A 16,051-nucleotide genomic window follows, 5' to 3' on the forward strand; every position below is an offset into this window, starting at 1 on the left:
GGCGTCCACCATCGACGGATGCCGCAGCATCGACCCGCCGAGCCGGACATCACGCGCTACTACACGGAGGTCTTCGTCGAGGCGGACCGGTTGGACCGGTCGCCGCAGGGACGGCTGGAGGCGTGGCGCACGCGCGACCTGCTCACCCGGCTGCTGCCGGCGCCGCCGGCTGAGGTGCTGGATGTCGGCGGTGGCCCGGGCGCGTACGCGGGCTGGCTCGCCGCGGCCGGGCACCGGGTGCACCTGGTCGACCTGGTGCCGGCGCACGTCGCGGCGGCCCGGGCGACGTACCCGGGGATCACCGCGACCGTGGGTGACGCGCGGAGGCTGCCGCTGCCCGACGGCGCGGCCGACGCCACCCTGCTGCTCGGCCCGCTCTACCACCTGCCCGACCGGCCGGACCGGGTGGCGGCGCTGCGCGAGGCGGCTCGGCTGACCCGGTCCGGTGGTCCGGTGCTCGCGGCCGTGATCAGCCGCAACGCGGCCCTCATGGACCTGACCGTTCAGGGGCGGGTGGACGAGCACAATCGTGCGCTGCTGCGGGAGGAGTACGCCACCGGGGTGAACGACCCGCGGAGCGGCTTCACGACGGCCTACTTCCACCGGCCCGCGCAGGTGGTGGACGAGTTCGTCGCGGCCGGCCTGCCGGTCCCGGCGGTGTACGGGGTGGAGGGTCCGCTGTGGCCGGTGCTGAACGCGCTCGGCACCGGCCCGGCCGAGCGGCTCTTCGCCGACGCGGTGGCGTGCGCCGAGGCGTTCGAGCGGGATCCGGCGGTGCTCGGGGCCAGCGCCCACCTGCTCGCCGTGGCCCACACCGGAGCGGACCGGAGCCGGCCGGCCGGCGGGACATCTGTATAGCGACGCGCCGCGTACCGAGGGTGACCAGGTCCCGGTAGGCGTGTTATTCTCCGGCGTCGATCTACCGTGCGGACCCGACCGGGTCGCTGCCGGAAGGACACCTCCCCCGATGCCGGTCGTAGCCGCCACGACCCTGCCGCCGTCCCCGCTGGACCGGCCGGCGGGCGGCGCGTTCACCCTGATCTTCACGACGCTGCCGGCACTGCTCCGACTCACCTGCGGGCTGGTCGCCGCGGTGGTCGCGCTGTCGGTGCGCACCCCGCCGGTCCGGGTGGCCCTGCTAGTTCCGGCGATCGTCGCGCTCACCGCCTGGTCCGTCTGGTACGCGGCCCGCGCGCTCCGGTACGGGTTCACCGGCGCGCTGGTGGCCGGCGACGTGGCGTTGACCACCGCGGCCGGGCTGGCGATCCCCTGGCTGGTCGCGCCGGAGGTGCTGCCCGGCGAGGGGAGCTGGATGGCGGTGCTGGCCAGCACCACCGTGATCAACGCGCAGGCCACCGCCCCGGCCCGCTGGTCGGTCCCGGCCGGGCTGCTGGTCACCGCCGCCTACGCGACCGGCGCCGTACTGGCCGGCAACCCGGTCGAGGCGCGCGCGCACGCCGGGACGCTGCTGGTGCAGACCGGCTGCGCGGCCGTGATGACGGCGGTCATGCGCCGCCGGATCGGGCGCGCCGACGCCGCGTTCGCCGACTATCAGCGGCTCTCGCGGGAGGCCGTGGTGGGGCGGGCCGCCCGGGAGGCCGAGCGGCGGCAGAACCGGGACCTGCACGACACCGTCCTCGCCACGCTCACCATGGTCGGCCTCGGCGCGGTGCCCGGCCCGTCCGCCGCGCTGCGCGAGCGGTGCGCGGCCGATCTGCGTACCCTCACGGCCCTGGCCGACGCGCGCGCGACGCCGGCCGGCGCGGTGGCCCTCGACGAGCGCCTGCGGGCGGTCCTCACCCGGCTGCCCGAGCTGACCGTGGACGCGGCGCTCGCGCCGTGCCGGGTGCCGGCGACGGTCGCCGCGGCGCTCGCCGACAGCGCCGCCGCCGCGCTGGCCAACGTGGTCCGGCACGCGCCGGGCGCCGCCACCACGCTGCGCCTGACCGGGGACGCCGACACCCTCGTGGTCGAGGTGGCCGACGACGGCCCCGGCTTCGACCCGGCCACCGTCCCGGCCCACCGGTACGGGCTGCGCGAGTCGATCCACGGCCGGATGTCCTCGGTGGGCGGCCACGCGGTCGTGACCTCCGCCCCTGGCGCCGGCACCCGGATCCGGCTGGAGTGGTCATCCGGTGGCCACTGACTCGGGAGCGCTCGGGACCGGCACGGCGGTTCCGGCGATCGTGCGGCAGCGGGCGCCGGAGCGCGCCGGCCCGGGGGCGGCCGCGACCGCGGCGCACGCGGTGGGCGACGCCTCGGACCGGGGCGCCCGGATCGCGGCGGTGGTCATCGCGCTGGCCTGGCACCTGGCGATCGGGTTGCCGGGGCTGCTCACCTCCTGGTCCCGGCTGGCCGCCCCGCCGGTGGTCGCCGCCGGCTGGTTGGTGACCGCCGCGGTCGGCGTCGCGGCCGGCGTACGCCTGCTGCGCGGCGGGCTGCCGCCGGCCCGGCTGCTGGCGGTGGCGCTGCTGGTCGTCGACGGGGTGGTCTTCGCGGCGGCCGGTGAGCGGCAGCTCTTCACCGCGGGCAACTGGGTGTGGGGCGGGCTGGCGTGGTTCTTCCTGCTGGTGCTCTGGCGGCGGCCGGTGGGCTGGCTGCTCGCGCTGCTCGCCGCGCACGCGACGATCGCCCTGGCCGCGGCGGTCCTGCACGGCGCGACCGCCCCGGCCGACCTCAGCCGCTACGCCATGTACGTCTACGGCACCTCGTCGCTGCCGCTGGCCGTCTTCGCCGGGGCGGCGGCGATCGCCGCGCTTTCCCGGGACCGGGCCTCCACCGCCGCGGCGGCTCTGGCCGTGGCGGCGGAACGGGACGCGGCGGAACGGGCCCAGCGGGAGCGGCAGGCGCGCCTGGCTCTGGCCAGCGGCACCGCCGAGGAGGTGCTGGCCGCCCTGGCGGCCGGTGACGCCGACCCGGCCGACCCGGCCGTACGCCGCCGCGCCGTGCTGGCGGCGGCCCGGCTGCGCCGGTTGATCGCCGAGTCGGACGACGTGCCGGATCCGCTGCTGCACGAGCTGCGTGCCGCGGCGGACCTGGCGGAACGGAACGGCCTGCCGATCGAGCTGGTCGCCGTCGGGGCGCCGCCGGAGCTGCCGGTCGAGGTCCGCCGGCGGCTGGCCGACCCGGCGACCGCGGCGCTCGCGGGTGCCCGGGGCTGGGCCCGGCTGACCGTGGTGGCCGGCCCGGACGAGGTCGTGGTCAGCCTCGTCACCCCCGACCACGAGGGGCCGGACGCGACCGGCCCGCCCGGCGGGGACGGGGACGGGGACGGGCCGGTGGAACACCTGCACGAGCGGGACGGGGAGATCAGATGGACGCAGACCCGGTGGCGGAGGACGTGACCGGCGGGCAGCCGGTGGGCGTGGCGATCGTGGACGACCATCCGGTCGTGATCGACGGGGTACGGGCCTGGCTGGCCGGGGAGCCGCGGCTGCGCGTGCTGGCCACCGGGGACGATCCGGACATGGTGCTGCGGGCCGCCCCGGAGGCCGCGGTGGTCCTGCTCGACCTGCGGCTGCACGGGCGGATGGTGCTCGACAAGCTCGCCGAGTTGAGCACGGCGGGCCGCCGGGTGGTGGTCTACTCGGAGCACACCGACCCGGAGACGATGCTGGCCGCGCTGGACGCCGGCGCGGTGGCGTTCCTGGCCAAGCACGAGGGTCGGGAGCACTGCGTGGCGACCGTGCTCGCCGCGGCGAGTGACCGCCCGTACGTGCCGCCGGCGCTGGCCGGGGCGATCGTGGGCGATCCGCGCCCCGACCGGCCGGCTCTGTCGGACAAGGAGCGCGAGGCGCTGCTGCTGTGGTTCCAGTCGATGTCGAAGGCGTCGGTGGCGCGCCGGATGCGGATCAGCGAGCACACCGTGAAGCAGTACGTGGACCGGGCGCGGATCAAGTACACCCGGGCGGGGCGGCCGGCGGCCACGAAGGCGGCGCTGCTCGCCCGGGCGATTGAGGACGGCCTCGTCCGGCCGGAAGATATCGGCATCTACCGGTCACAGGCGTCCGCCGACCGGCCGACCCCCTAACGGGTGTCATGACAGCCACCCCCGGGTGGGCCAGGCTCGACGTATCGCCAACCGCCACCGGGAGGTCGTGACCGTGCAGGAGGACGCCGCACCCTTCTTCATCGGGCCGCACCGCTTCGACGCGGATGACGATCCCACCCATCCCCTGCTCGACCGGCGCTACGCGCTGCTCCCGGAGCCGGGCGAGCGGCGGCTCGGGCAGCACCGGCTGCTGGTGGCCGGTCATCTGCTCGGCCCCACCGACGACCTCCGGTCCTGGGCGCTGCCCACCCCGGCGACGGTCACCGTGACCGACCGGCGGCTGGCGTACGTCTGCACCGGCTCCGAGCTGTCCCTGGTCTCCGGGCGGGACGGCCGGACGGACGCCCGGCACCGGCGCCCGGTCCGGCTGTCCCGCCTGGTCAGCGGCCAGATCCGCTGGCAGTGGCCGTCCCGGCTGGAGCTGGCCGAGAGCCCCGACGGCACCGGCGAGCTGCGGGTGGTCTGCGACGCGCTGCGCACCATCCGGCAGCCGGCGCTGGCGCTCGCCGGCCCGGTCGACCTGGTCGCCGCGCTGACCCGGCAGGTACGCCGCTCGGTGGCCGCGTTCCGGCTGGCCCGCCCCGAACTGGTCGACCTCTCCCCGCCGGAGCGGGACACCCTGGCGGTCCGGGTGAGCCCGACGCCCGGCCCGACCCGGGGTGCGGTGACCCTGCCGGGTTCGCTGCCGGTCGAGTTCCTGTCCCGGGAGGACTACTACCGCCCGGCGGTGGCCGAGCCGCCGGCCTGGCCCCGCCAGGACGTCCCGGCGCGGGACCGCCCCGGCTCCGCCTGCTGACCCGCTCTCAGCCGGCCAGCCGCAGCGCGGCCGGGTCGGTGCGTCCCCGGGCGCGCAGCCGGCGCAGCATCCGGGCGTCGGTGAAGCCGACCGTGCGGGCGGCGGCGTCCACCGTGGCGCCGTGCCCGATGAGGTGCTCGGCCCGTTCCACCCGCAGCAGCTGCTGGTAGCCGAGCGGGGTCAGCCCGGTGGCCTGCCGGAACAGCCGGCTCAGGGTGCGTTCGGCGACCCCGCAGGCGGCGGCCAGCTCGGCCAGCGGCAGCGGCTCGGCGTAGTGCGCGTCGATCAGGTCCTGCGCCCGGTGCACCGCGTCGGAGAGGTGCGACCGGTGCCGCATCATGGCGCTCGCCTGCTGCTCGTGGCCGTTGCGGCGGGCGTACACGACGAGGGTGCGGGCGATCCGGGCCGCCACGGCGGGGCCGTGCCGGGTGGCGACCAGGTGCAGCGCCACGTCGATGCCGCTGGCGATGCCGGCGGAACTGACCACCCGGTCGTCGACCACGTAGAGCACGTCCCGGACCACCCGGGCCGCCGGGTGCCGCCGCGCCAGCTCGTCCTGCACGTCGTGGTGGGTGGTGCACCGCCGCCCGTCGAGGAGGCCGGCCCGGGCGAGCGCGAAGGCGCCCGCGCAGACGCTCGCCACGGTGCCGCCGGCCGCGTGGTGCTCCGCCAGCCGCCGCAGCTCGTCCGGCCCGACCGGCCCCGCCGGGCCGTGCGCCGACAGCCGCCACCCGGGTACGACGACCAGGTCGTCGCGGTGCAGCGCGGGCCAGTCGACGGTGGCCCGCAGCGACACCCCCTGCACGGTCGGCACCTCGGTGGTGGCGGCGACGTAGTGCAGGCGGTAGTCGTACCCGAGGTCGGCGGCGGCGGAGAAGACCTGGGCCGGCCCGGCGAGATCCAGCAGGTGCAGCTGCGGCACCAGGAGGAACACGACGGCTCCCGGTCGCGGCGCGGCGCCCGGCGCGCCAGGCTGGAGTCGCGGGTCGACCCGGCTCATGGGATCAGGCGCCGACCGGGAGCGCGTCCACGACAGCTCCAGGTCGCGGCGCGGCGTCAGACGCGCCGAGCTGGAGTTGTCGTACGACGTCGGCAACGGTGCGCACGGTGGCGAACCGGCCGGCCAGGGCGTACTCGGTGCGGGCGGTCATCTCGGCGGTGGACAGGGTGCGCGGGTCGGCCAGGATCCGCTCCAGCGGGGCGTCGGCCGGCAGGTCCCGGTGCGGGGTGGGGAAGGTGACCGTCGCGTCGGTCACGAACGTCATCTCGTACCCGAGGTCGCAGCCGACGCGGGCGGTGGTCTCCACGCACTGCTCGGTGCGGATGCCGCAGACCGTGACCGCGCGGATCCCGGCGAAGGTGAGCATCTGCTGGAGGTTCGTGGTGGTGAAGGCGTTGTGCGAGGTCTTGACCAGCGTCGGCTCCCCGGGCGCCGGGGCGAGGCCGTCGATCAGCCGGACGTGCCCGGAGGCCGGGTCGAAGACGCCACCGGTGCCCGGCTCGGCGTGCAGGACCCAGACCACCAGGTCGCCCCGGCGCCGGGCCGCGTCGACGAGCCGGTTCACCTGGTCGACGATGTCCGGCTGGGAGGCGTGGGCCCAGATCGGGCGCTGCCGGAAGGACTCCTGGACGTCGATGACGACGAGTGCTGCTCTGCTCATGGGCTCGATCCTGGCCGGGCGGGCGCCCGGCCGGCAGACACCATCATGCCGGGATGCGGAACGATCCGGCCAGGTGCGGGTGCGCCGGCGCGGGTCAGGAGGTGGGGGCGCGGCGACCCGGACGGTCCAGCTCGGCGGCCTGCTCCGGGGTGGGCGCGGTGCCGCCCAGGTGGGCGGGCTGCCACCAGGTGTCGTCCGGGCCGGCGGGCTGGTCCGGGTATTCGCGCTGGGCCCGGTCGACCAGCGCGGTGAGCCGGGTGCGCAGCTCGGCGGTCAGGGCGTTGCCGTCCGGGTAGGCGGCCGGGTCCATGGGTTCGCCCACCAGGATGGTGACCGGGGTGTGCCGCCGGGTGAGGGTGCGCGGCCGCCCCTTGGTCCACAGCCGCTGGGTGCCCCAGAGCGCGACCGGCAGCAACGGCACGCCGGCCTCCTGGGCCATCCGGGCCGCGCCGTTCTTGAGGTCCTTGACCATGAAGGAGCGGCTGATCGTCGCCTCCGGGAAGACGCCGACCACCTCGCCGCGGCGCAGCGCGCTCACCGCCGAGGCGTACGAGCCGGCGCCGGCGGCCCGGTTCACCGGGATGTGCTTCATGCCCCGCATCAGGGGGCCGGAGACCTTGTGCCGGAAGACCGAGTCCTTCGCCATGAACCGGACCAGCCGGCCCGAGTCCCGGGCGCCGTACCCGCAGAAGATGAAGTCGAGGTAGCTGACGTGGTTCGAGGCCAGCACCGCCCCGCCGGTGCGCGGCACGTGGTGGCTGCCGTCGACGCGCAGGCGCAGGTCGAGAGCGCGGAACATCGTCTTGGCGGCGAGGATCACGGGCGGGTACACGAGTTCCGGCATCCGCCAACTTTACCCCGAGTAGGTTACGGGACCGTAGGGGCGGAAGTCCCCTCGCTCTGCCGTCGGCAGAGCGGGTGGCGGGCGGCGCGCCGGTGCGGCCAGCATGGCGGGATGACCGATCGCGGCGTACTGCTCTGGATCCACGGCGGCGGGTGGCGGGCCCGTTCCGAGGAGGACGGGGCCGCGCTCGCCCCGCTCGGGCTGCGGGTGGTGCCCGCGACCTACCGCTTCGCGGCCGAGGCCGGCTGGCCGGCCCAGCTCGACGACGTACGCGCCGCCGCGCGGGCCGCCCGGGCCGCGGCGGGCGGGCTGCCGCTGCTGGTCGGCGGGGACTCGGCCGGCGCCATGCTGGCCCTGCACCTGGGCCTGCGCGGGGTGGACCGGCCAGGCGACGTCCGGGGCGTGCTGGCCTACTGGGCGCCGGTCGACCCGCTGGAACCTCAGTGGCGGCGGCTGCGCCGGCACGACGACCCGTGGGCGGGCCTGCTCGGCCACCCGCCCGCCTCCGGTGATCCGGCGACCGTCGACGCCACCGTCGCCAGCCACCTGGGCTCGGGCGTGCCGGTGCTGCTCGTGCACGGCCGCGACGACGCCGCCGTGCCGGCCGCCCAGTCGGTCGGGCTGGCCACCCGGCTGCTCGCCGCCGGCCACCCGGCGCACCTCTGGCTCACCCACGGCGGGCACGCGCTCGACCTGGCCCGCCCCGACATCCGGGCGGTCACCGCCGCGTTCCTGGACACCGTCCTCCCGCCCGCCTGAGCCGACTACGGTGCAGGGCATGCCCGATCTCACCGCGATCGTCATCCACTGCCGGGATCCCTACCTGCTCGCCCCGTTCTGGAGCACGGTGACCGGGCTGCCCGTGGTCGAGGAGGACCGGGCGAAGCTGGCCGACCGGTCGCTGGAGCCGGACGAGTCGGTGCTGCTGCGCGACCCCGCCGGCCGCCGGCCCGACGTCTGGATCAGCCCCGTCGACGACCTGCCCGGCGCCGGCCGGATCCACCTGGACCTGGTCGGCGACGCGGAGGAACGGGCCGCCGTGCTGGAGGCGGGCGCCACGGTGGTGCGCGAGCTTCCCCGCTGGACCGTGCTGGCCGACCCGGAGGGCAACGAGTTCTGCCTGCTCCCCCGCAGCGAGGCGCACGGCGACGCGCTGCTGCCCGGGCACTGAGCCCACGGCGGCGCGCCGCCGGCCTCCCGGCCGGCGGCGCGCGGGCGCCTCGGGTCAGGAGGCGAGGTTGTGCAGGTCCAGCCGGCCCCGGGCGAAGGCGTCCACCCGGCCCCACCGGCCCGGGATGTCCAGCACCTCGATGCGACCCATGCCGACCGGCAGCCGCGGGTCCACCGCGAGGTGCCCCTCGTGCGGCTCCAGCCCCAGCATCGTCCGGATCAGCAGCAGCGGGGTCCCGGTCGACCAGGCCTGCGGGCTGCACGCCGTCGGATACTCCACCGGGAACTTGGTCAGCTCCCGCTGGTAGCCGCCGAACGCCTCCGGCAGCCGCCCGTCGAAGTACCGCGCCGCGTCCAGGATGCCGTTGGCGACGGTGGCGGCCTCCTCGGCGAAGCCGTACCGGCGCAGGCCCCAGGCGATGAAGGAGTTGTCGAACGGCCAGATCGTGCCGTTGTGGTAGCCGATCGGGTTGTAGCGGACCTCGCCCTCGGCCAGCGTGCGTACGCCCCACCCGGAGAAGAGCCGCGGGCCGACCAGGTGCGCGGCGATCTGCCCCGCCCGGTCCTCCTGCACGATGCCGCTCCACAGCAGGTGACCGATGTTGGAGCTGAGCACGTCGCACTGCCGGCCGTTCGGGTCCAGCCCCAGGGCGTAGAAGCCGCCGTCGGCCACCCACCAGTCCCGGTTGAACCGCTCCTTGAGCTCCGCCGCCTCGCGTTCCAGCTGGTCGGCGTACGCGGGGTCGCCCCAGAACTCCCGGGCCAGCCGGGCGGCCCGCACCTTCGCGTCGTACGCGTACCCCTGCACCTCGCAGGTGGCCCGCGGGAACGGCGGCAGCGTGCCGTCGGAGTACGAGAGGGAGTCCCAGGAGTCCTTCCAGCACTGGTTCTCCAGGCCGGTGTCGGTGTTGCGCCGCTCGTACCAGATGTAGCCGTTGCCGACCAGGTCGGCGTAGTCGTCGATCCACTTCAACGCGGCCCGGCACTCGCGTTCCAGCTCCTTGACCAGCGCGACGTCGCCGCTCCACTTCTCGTACTCGTCGAGCAGCACGATGAACAGCGGCGTCGCGTCCACCGAGCCGTAGTACGGGGAGTGCGGCTGCTCCTCGAAGGCGGCCGTCTCGCCGTAGCGCATCTCGTGCAGGATCCGCCCCGGGTCCTCGTCGCGGAAGTCGTCGAACCGGGTGCCCTGCAACGCGCCGAGGATGCGCAGCGTGGTCTTCGACATCTCGGGCGCGAACGGCAGCGCCTGGAGGCAGGTGAAGATGCTGTCCCGGCCGAACATGGTCATGAACCAGGGCAGGCCGGCGGCCGGCAGGGTCTGCCCACCGAGCGAGAGCGGCGAGAACCGCAACGCGGCCAGGTCGATCAGGCTGCGCCGGTACGTCGAGGCCACCTTGCCGTGCTCGCTGTTCACCTTCGGCGCCTTGGCGATCCACTGCTCCAGGTCGTGCTGGAGGGCCAGCCGCTCGGTGCCGTGCGCCCGCAGCCCCATCCGCAGGTCCCGGCCGCCCGGCCCGACGGCGTGGGTCTGCACGTCAATGGCCGTGTCCCACTGCTCGTTGGGTTCCAGGTGGATGGTCCAGGCGAACCCGTTGCGGTCGTAGCGGGCCGGCCGGGAGGCGGCGATGACCGTCTCCCGCCGGAAGTTGCCCCGTCGGTAGCCGAGCCGCAGCTTGTCGGACTCCGCCTCGGCGTAGGTCTCGCCCTTCTTGTTGAGGATCTCGTCCTTGACCTGGAAGAGGTCGGCGAAGTCGCAGCCGGCGTCCATCCGGATCTCCAGGTCCACCGCCTTCTCGTCGTGGTTGAGGATCGTCAGCGTCTCCCGGAAGCTGCCGCCCACCGCCCGCTCCCGGATGATCGACAACTTGGCGTCGATGTAGTGCGTCGCCATGCCCGGCACCAGGAAGAACCGGGCCTCGTAGTACTGGAGGTCGTCGTAGGAGAGCGCGTTGAGGCGCTCACCGTTGACGGTCAGCACCCATTTCGACAGGAACCTCGTGTCGATCGAGAAGAGGCCGGTCGGCTCGGTCGGCGTGGCCTCGATGTCACCGGTGTCCTCGGAGACCACGAACGTGTTGCCGTCCAGGATCCGGACGGTGTTGCTCCCGGGCATCAGGCAGCCCTCCTCTGAAACGAGTGGTGCGGCCCGCGCGAATCCGACGGACCAGGGAAGATCCGTTCCACCTGCAACACCAGACGCAGGTCGCCGGAGACCGTCATGTCCCCGCGCAGCAGCGCCGCGATGGTGTTCTCCTGGCCGCTGACCAACTCGCCGAAGAGCCGCGGCTCCGCACCCACCACGGTGTCGGCCTCCTGGTCCTCCTGACGGACCCGGAGGTTGCCCCGGTCGATCTCCAGCAGCCAGTGCGTGGTCTGCGGTCCCTCGTGCAGGTCGAACCGGAGCGTTCCGGAGGTTTTGGCCAACAGCGGTTCGAACCCCCGCCGGTCCAGGTCCTCGAAGAATCTGGTCGTGGTCATGTCCATCGGGCGACTCCTCCCGCGATCCGCACCCTCCGACGTCCGAGGACGGGTCCCCGCCCGGGTACGGGCTCAACCTCGCCCGGTTCGGGTGAGTCACCCGCCCGGAGCCCCGGACGTGCGAACGCCGGCCCCCGAATCGGGGGCCGGCGTCACCGCGGCGGACGAATCAGTTGTTCGGGTCGTCGGCGCTGACGTCCGCGAGCACGGACTGGGGCTCCCGCTCCACGGCCAGGTCACCCATCGACACCAGGCCGATCAGGCGGCCGTCCTCGGTCACCGGCAGCCGGCGTACCCCGTAGGTGCGCATCAGGTCGGCGGCGGCCACGGCGTCGTCGTACTGACTGACCGTCACCACGTCCTTGCTGGTGATCTGGTCGAGCTTCGTCGCGCTGGGATCAAGGTTCTCGGCCACGCCCCGAACCGTGATGTCCCGGTCCGTGACGATGCCGACCACGTTGTCGCCATCGGTCACCACCACGTCGCCGATGGCGCTGTCACGCATCTCCTGCGCCGCGGCGGTGAGGGTGTCGCTGCCGGCCATCGTCACCAACCGGGTCGTCATGAACTCTCCGACCGTTGTCATGGTGCTCCCCTCTCGGTGTCGGCACCGCGGTCTACCCGGCGCCCGGGGCGAGGTAACGCGGGCCGGCGCCGGCGGTCAGCCGCGCGGCGGCATCCCGTAGAGCCGCTCGACGTGCAGCCGGAGCACCAGCCGCCGCTCGGCCACCATGGCCCGCCGGAAGTCGTCCCAGTCCGGGTGTTCGCCCTGCACCGCCCGGTAGAGCCCGACCAGTTCCTCGACGGTCGGGGCGTCCGGCCGCTCCGCCACCGGGGTCAGCTCGGCGCGGGCCTCCGCCACCGCGTACGCCCAGCCGTCCTCGCTGCTCACGTGGAAGCTGGCCCGGGGGTCGCGGCGCAGGTTCGCGGTCTTCGCCCGGCCGTCGGTCACCGAGATCCGGATCAGCCCGGCATCCCGGTCGAAGGAGTGGACCACGGTGGACAGTTGGGGCCGGCCGTCGCGCTTCAGTGTGGCGAGCACGCCGAGCCGGCGGCTCGCCACGAGGTCGGTCAGGGCCTGCCGCGTCCGCTCGTCCGCCATGGGGTCAGCGCCCTTCCGCGGCGACGAGCTCGGCGAGCTGCACGGCGTTGAGCGCCGCGCCCTTGCGCAGGTTGTCGTTGGCGCAGAACAGGGCGAGGCCGTGCTCGACGGTCTCGTCGGCCCGGATCCGCCCGACGAACGTGGGGTCCTGACCGGCCGCCTCCAGCGGGGTCGGCACCTCGTGCAGCGCCACACCCGGCGCGCCGTCGAGCAGCTCACGGGCCCGGGCCGGGGTGATCGGGCGGGCGAAACGCGCGTTGATCTGCAGGGAGTGGCCGGTGAACACGGGCACCCGGACGCAGGTGCCGGAGACCTTCAGCCCGGGGATTTCCAGGATCTTGCGGCTCTCGTTGCGCAACTTCTGCTCCTCGTCGGTCTCCGAGGAGCCGTCGTCGACGATCGAGCCGGCCAGCGGGAGCACGTTGAAGGCGATCGGGCGGGCGAACGAGCGCGGCGCGGGGAACTCCACGGCCGACCCGTCGAAGGCCAGCCCGGCGGCGTGCTCGGCGACCTTGCGGACCTGCTCGTCCAGCTCGGCCACGCCGGCCAGGCCGGCACCGGACACCGCCTGGTAGGTGGCGACCACCAGGCTGATCAGCTCGGCCTCCTGGTGCAGCGGGCGCAGCACCGGCATGGCGGCCATGGTGGTGCAGTTCGGGTTGGCGACGATGCCCTTGGGCCGGTTGGCGAGGGCGTGCGGGTTGACCTCGGCGACCACGAGCGGCACCGCGGGGTCCATCCGGTACGCCGAGGAGTTGTCGATGACGACCGCGCCGGCCTCGGCGACCCGGGGCGCGAGGTCCCGGGCGGTGCCCTTGCCCGCCGAGAACAGCACGACGTCCAGGCCGCGGTAGTCCGCGGTGGCCGCGTCCTCGACGGTGACCTCGCCGTCGCGCCAGGGCAGCGTGCGCCCGGCCGACCGGGCCGAGGCGAACAGCCGCAGCTGCTCCGCCGGGAACTCGCGCTCCGCCAGCACCTGCCGCATCACGCCACCGACCTGGCCGGTGGCCCCCACAATGCCGATCCTCATGCCCGCGAGGCTACCCAGCCGGGCGGGGCCGGCGGGAAGTCTTTCCCAGCGCGCGGGCCGCCGACCAGCGGGGCGCCCTTCGGCGATCGGGCCGTCGACCGGCAACGACACGGGCGCTCGACGGGCTGCCGACGGAGAATCCCCGGCTGTCCGCGGCCCGGGCCGGAGCATCCGCGCCCGCGGCCCGGGCGCACGCGACCGCTGGACGCGACGGGAATCACATCCCTGCCGGTCAGGACGTGTGGTCGACCACCTCGCCGAGGCCGGCGGCCACCAACTCGTCCCGGATCACCGCCGAGTCGCCCTCGACGACCAGGGTGAGCGACTCCGGGTGCAGGTGGGCGGCGGCCGCCGCGGAGACCTCCTCGACGGTCGCGGCGAGCAGCGCCTCGCGCAGCCGGGCGTGGTAGTCGTCCGGCAGGTCGTGCACGACCAGCGTGGTCAGCGCCGAGGCGATGGCCCGGGGGCTCTGCAGCTCGACGGAGAGCTGGCCGGCCCGCCAGGAGCGCGCCACCGCCAGCTCGTCCTCGGTCACCCCGGTCAGCCGGGTACGCGACACCTCGCCGACCGCCTCGACCAGGGCCGGCGCGGTCACCGCGGTCTGCACCCCGGAGCTGATGGCGAACCGGCCGAACCGGCGGGACGAGGCGAAGTCGCCGCGGATCCCGTACGTGTAGCCGCGCACCTCGCGGATCAGGTGGTTGAGCCGGGAGGTGAAGGCACCGCCGAGCACCGTGCCGGCCAGCGTCATCGGCACGTGGTCCGGGTGGGCGCGGTGCGGCGACGGGTGCCCGAGGCGGAGCGTGGACTGCACCGAGCCGGGCCGGTCGACCAGGATGATCCGCCGCCGGTCGGACAGCGGCACCTCGATCGGGCCGCCCTTGTCCGCCGCCGCGCCGCCGGCCCCGGTGAACACCGTCGCGGCGAGCGCGTCGAGGTCGATCCGGTCCAGGTCACCGGCGACGATCAGCGTGCCGGGGCGGATGAACCACTCGGAGTGGAAGACGGTCACGTCGTCAACGTCGAGGCCGGCCACGCTCTCCGGGTCGCCGTACATCGGGCGGCCCCAGCGGTTGTCCGCGCCGAACAGCTCGGCGCGCAGCACCGCGTCGGCCCGGGGGCCCGGGTTCGCCCAGTCCATCCGCAGGGCGGTCACCTCGTCGTCGCGGACCCGCCGCACGTCGGCCGGGTCGAGCTTCGGCGTCCGCACCGCCTCGGCGAGCAGCTCCACGGCCGCGCTCAGCCGGTCCACCGGCACCTGCACGCTGACCTGGAACGAGTCCCAGTCCAGGCCGGTCACCAGCTCGGTGCCGAGCGCCTCGATGGCCAGGGCGTACGCGGTGGCGTCCCGCTGCGCGGTCCCCTCCTCCAGCGCCTTGGCCAGCACCCCGCCGAGCCCCTCCTTGCCGACCGGCTCCCGGCCGGCGCCGCCGTCGAGCAGCAGCAGCGCGACGGCGAGGTTCTGCCCCGGCAGGTGCGCGGCGACGACCTGCCCGCCGGCGGCGGACCGGCGGACCACCTGCGGGAACCGGTACGGGCGGGCGGCGCCGGGCCCGGGACGGGTGGCGATCAGCGTCATGGGGTCTCCTCGGGCTGGTAGGTCAGGGTCGCCCGGTCGGCCGCGCCGAGCAGCTCGCTGGCCTGCTCGGCGATCTGCTCGGCGGTGACGGCGAGCCAGGCGGGCAGCCGCTCGCCGGCGCTGGCCGGGTCGCCGAACTGGGTGGCGTACCGGCCGAGGGTGTCCGCCCGGCCGTCCACGGTGGACATCTGCCGCCACCACATGGTGCTCAGCAACGCCTTGGCCCGGTCCAGCTCGGCGGCCGTCACCGGCACGGTGGCCAGCTCGTCGACCACCTCGGCCAGCCCGTCGCGCAGCCGGTCGGCGGACACCCCGGGGCGGGCCGTGGCGGTCGCGATCAGCGGCGCCGGCGCGTGCGCCAGGTCCACCCCGTACGCCCCGACCAGGTCCGGCTGGGCGATCCGCTCGCCGTCGGCGAGCCGCTGGTAGAGCCGGCTCCCCCGGCCGCTGCCCAGCACGGTGGCGAGCACGGTGGTCACGTCGTAGCCGGTGGTGCCGAACGGGTGGGTGCGGTGCGCGACGTAGACCCGGGGCGCGGGCACGTCGGCGGTGACCGTCTCCACCGCGGGCCGGCCGGTGGCCGGGACGGCGCGCCCGTCCGGGGCCGCCGGGATGTCCTCGCGCGGCGGCAGCCCGCCGAAGTACTTGTCGGCCAGCGCGAACACCTCGGCGGCGGTGGTGTCGCCGACGACGGTCAGCACGGCGTTGTTCGGCGCGTAGAAGGTGCGGTGGAACGCCTGGAAGGTGGCCAGGTCGGCGGCGTTCAGGTCGGCCATCGAGCCGATCGTGGCGTGGTGGTAGGGATGCCCGGGCGGATAGAGCAGCGGCAGCAGCCGCAGCCAGGCGTCGCCGTACGGCACGTTCTCGTAGCGCTGGCGGCGCTCGTTCTTCACCACGTCCCGCTGGTTGTCCAGCGTCTCCTGGGTCAGCGCGGGGACCAGCCCGCCCATCCGGTCGGCCTCCAGCCAGAGCGCCAGCTCCAGGTGCTCGGCCGGGACCGTCTCGAAGTAGTTGGTCCGGTCGGGGTTGGTGGTGGCGTTGAGCGAGCCGCCGGAGCCCTGGATGAGCCTCATGTGCTCGGTCTTCGCCACGTTGACCGAGCCCTCGAACATCAGGTGCTCGAAGAGGTGGGCGAAGCCGGTCTGACCCGCCGGTTCGTGGCGGGAACCCACGTCGTACCAGATGTTCACGGCGACGGCGGGGGCGGTGCGGTCCTCGCTCACCACCACGCGCAGACCGTTGTCCAGTCGGGTCGTCTCGATCGGCCAGGGGTAACCGCTGTCGGGCATGGCACGACGCTATCCGATCTCGCGGGTGGAAAGGTGACGTGCGGGGAG

General features: G+C 74.9%; 17 protein-coding genes. 7 read left to right on the top strand and 10 right to left on the bottom strand.

The features are described 5' to 3' along the window. Positions 1–18 precede the first annotated feature (18 nt). The 5 genes from ACQP12_RS27265 to ACQP12_RS27285 all read left to right on the top strand — a co-directional run bounded on the left by ACQP12_RS27265 (position 19) and on the right by ACQP12_RS27285 (position 4,847). Positions 19–858 (top strand): class I SAM-dependent methyltransferase, encoded by an 840-nt coding sequence (locus ACQP12_RS27265; RefSeq protein WP_433283058.1) that lies wholly within the window; start codon positions 19–21, stop codon positions 856–858. A gap of 109 nt (positions 859–967) precedes the next feature. Then, entirely contained in the window at positions 968–2,146 is a 1,179-nt protein-coding gene (locus ACQP12_RS27270; RefSeq protein ID WP_433283060.1) for a sensor histidine kinase, read from the top strand. Between the two features lie 37 nt (positions 2,147–2,183). Beyond that, on the top strand, positions 2,184–3,344 hold the full coding sequence (locus ACQP12_RS27275; protein ID WP_433289479.1) for a hypothetical protein: 1,161 nt from the start codon (positions 2,184–2,186) through the stop codon (positions 3,342–3,344). Next, entirely contained in the window at positions 3,314–4,030 is a 717-nt protein-coding gene (locus ACQP12_RS27280) for a response regulator transcription factor (RefSeq protein WP_433283062.1), read from the top strand. Before ACQP12_RS27275 ends, ACQP12_RS27280 begins: the two co-directional genes overlap by 31 nt. A 73-nt stretch (positions 4,031–4,103) precedes the next feature. After that, positions 4,104–4,847: a hypothetical protein gene (locus ACQP12_RS27285; RefSeq protein ID WP_357941971.1), complete on the top strand. Its 744-nt coding sequence runs from the start codon at positions 4,104–4,106 to the stop codon at positions 4,845–4,847. A gap of 7 nt (positions 4,848–4,854) precedes the next feature. Here ACQP12_RS27285 and ACQP12_RS27290 read toward each other — a convergent pair whose 3' ends face one another. The 3 genes from ACQP12_RS27290 to ACQP12_RS27300 all read right to left on the bottom strand — a co-directional run bounded on the left by ACQP12_RS27290 (position 4,855) and on the right by ACQP12_RS27300 (position 7,352). Next, entirely contained in the window at positions 4,855–5,781 is a 927-nt protein-coding gene (locus ACQP12_RS27290; protein WP_433283064.1) for a GlxA family transcriptional regulator, read from the bottom strand. A 70-nt stretch (positions 5,782–5,851) separates the two neighbouring features. After that, positions 5,852–6,508 (bottom strand): isochorismatase family protein, encoded by a 657-nt coding sequence (locus ACQP12_RS27295; RefSeq protein ID WP_433283066.1) that lies wholly within the window; start codon positions 6,506–6,508, stop codon positions 5,852–5,854. 94 nt (positions 6,509–6,602) lie between these two features. After that, positions 6,603–7,352 (bottom strand): lysophospholipid acyltransferase family protein, encoded by a 750-nt coding sequence (locus ACQP12_RS27300; protein WP_433283068.1) that lies wholly within the window; start codon positions 7,350–7,352, stop codon positions 6,603–6,605. A gap of 111 nt (positions 7,353–7,463) precedes the next feature. Here ACQP12_RS27300 and ACQP12_RS27305 point away from each other — a divergent pair, with 111 nt between their 5' ends. After that, positions 7,464–8,111, top strand: coding sequence for an alpha/beta hydrolase (locus ACQP12_RS27305; RefSeq protein ID WP_433283070.1), 648 nt, complete (start codon positions 7,464–7,466; stop codon positions 8,109–8,111). 19 nt (positions 8,112–8,130) lie between these two features. Continuing rightward, positions 8,131–8,523, top strand: coding sequence for a VOC family protein (locus ACQP12_RS27310; RefSeq protein WP_433283072.1), 393 nt, complete (start codon positions 8,131–8,133; stop codon positions 8,521–8,523). A gap of 54 nt (positions 8,524–8,577) precedes the next feature. Here ACQP12_RS27310 and ACQP12_RS27315 read toward each other — a convergent pair whose 3' ends face one another. From ACQP12_RS27315 to ACQP12_RS27345, 7 genes are all read right to left on the bottom strand, one after another. Further along, positions 8,578–10,638 (bottom strand): amylo-alpha-1,6-glucosidase, encoded by a 2,061-nt coding sequence (locus ACQP12_RS27315; RefSeq protein ID WP_433283073.1) that lies wholly within the window; start codon positions 10,636–10,638, stop codon positions 8,578–8,580. Next, positions 10,638–11,009, bottom strand: coding sequence for an SCP2 sterol-binding domain-containing protein (locus tag ACQP12_RS27320; protein WP_357941231.1), 372 nt, complete (start codon positions 11,007–11,009; stop codon positions 10,638–10,640). The genes ACQP12_RS27315 and ACQP12_RS27320 overlap by 1 nt, the downstream gene beginning before the upstream one ends. A gap of 163 nt (positions 11,010–11,172) precedes the next feature. After that, the gene (locus tag ACQP12_RS27325) at positions 11,173–11,589 is read right to left on the bottom strand and encodes a CBS domain-containing protein (RefSeq protein WP_357941233.1); all 417 of its coding nucleotides are present in this window, start codon (positions 11,587–11,589) and stop codon (positions 11,173–11,175) included. Between the two features lie 75 nt (positions 11,590–11,664). Beyond that, on the bottom strand, positions 11,665–12,105 hold the full coding sequence (locus tag ACQP12_RS27330) for a PPOX class F420-dependent oxidoreductase (RefSeq protein ID WP_433283077.1): 441 nt from the start codon (positions 12,103–12,105) through the stop codon (positions 11,665–11,667). Positions 12,106–12,109: 4 nt separating this feature from the next. Next, positions 12,110–13,135, bottom strand: a complete 1,026-nt coding sequence (locus tag ACQP12_RS27335; RefSeq protein ID WP_433283078.1) for an aspartate-semialdehyde dehydrogenase — start codon at positions 13,133–13,135, stop codon at positions 12,110–12,112. A 232-nt stretch (positions 13,136–13,367) separates the two neighbouring features. Continuing rightward, positions 13,368–14,714 (bottom strand): M16 family metallopeptidase, encoded by a 1,347-nt coding sequence (locus ACQP12_RS27340; RefSeq protein ID WP_357941239.1) that lies wholly within the window; start codon positions 14,712–14,714, stop codon positions 13,368–13,370. Further along, on the bottom strand, positions 14,711–16,003 hold the full coding sequence (locus ACQP12_RS27345; RefSeq protein ID WP_433283082.1) for a M16 family metallopeptidase: 1,293 nt from the start codon (positions 16,001–16,003) through the stop codon (positions 14,711–14,713). Before ACQP12_RS27345 ends, ACQP12_RS27340 begins: the two co-directional genes overlap by 4 nt. Between the last annotated feature and the right edge of the window lie 48 nt (positions 16,004–16,051).

The sequence above is a fragment of the Micromonospora sp. CA-244673 genome (assembly GCF_050948395.1).
In the GTDB taxonomy this organism is placed as follows: domain Bacteria; phylum Actinomycetota; class Actinomycetes; order Mycobacteriales; family Micromonosporaceae; genus Micromonospora.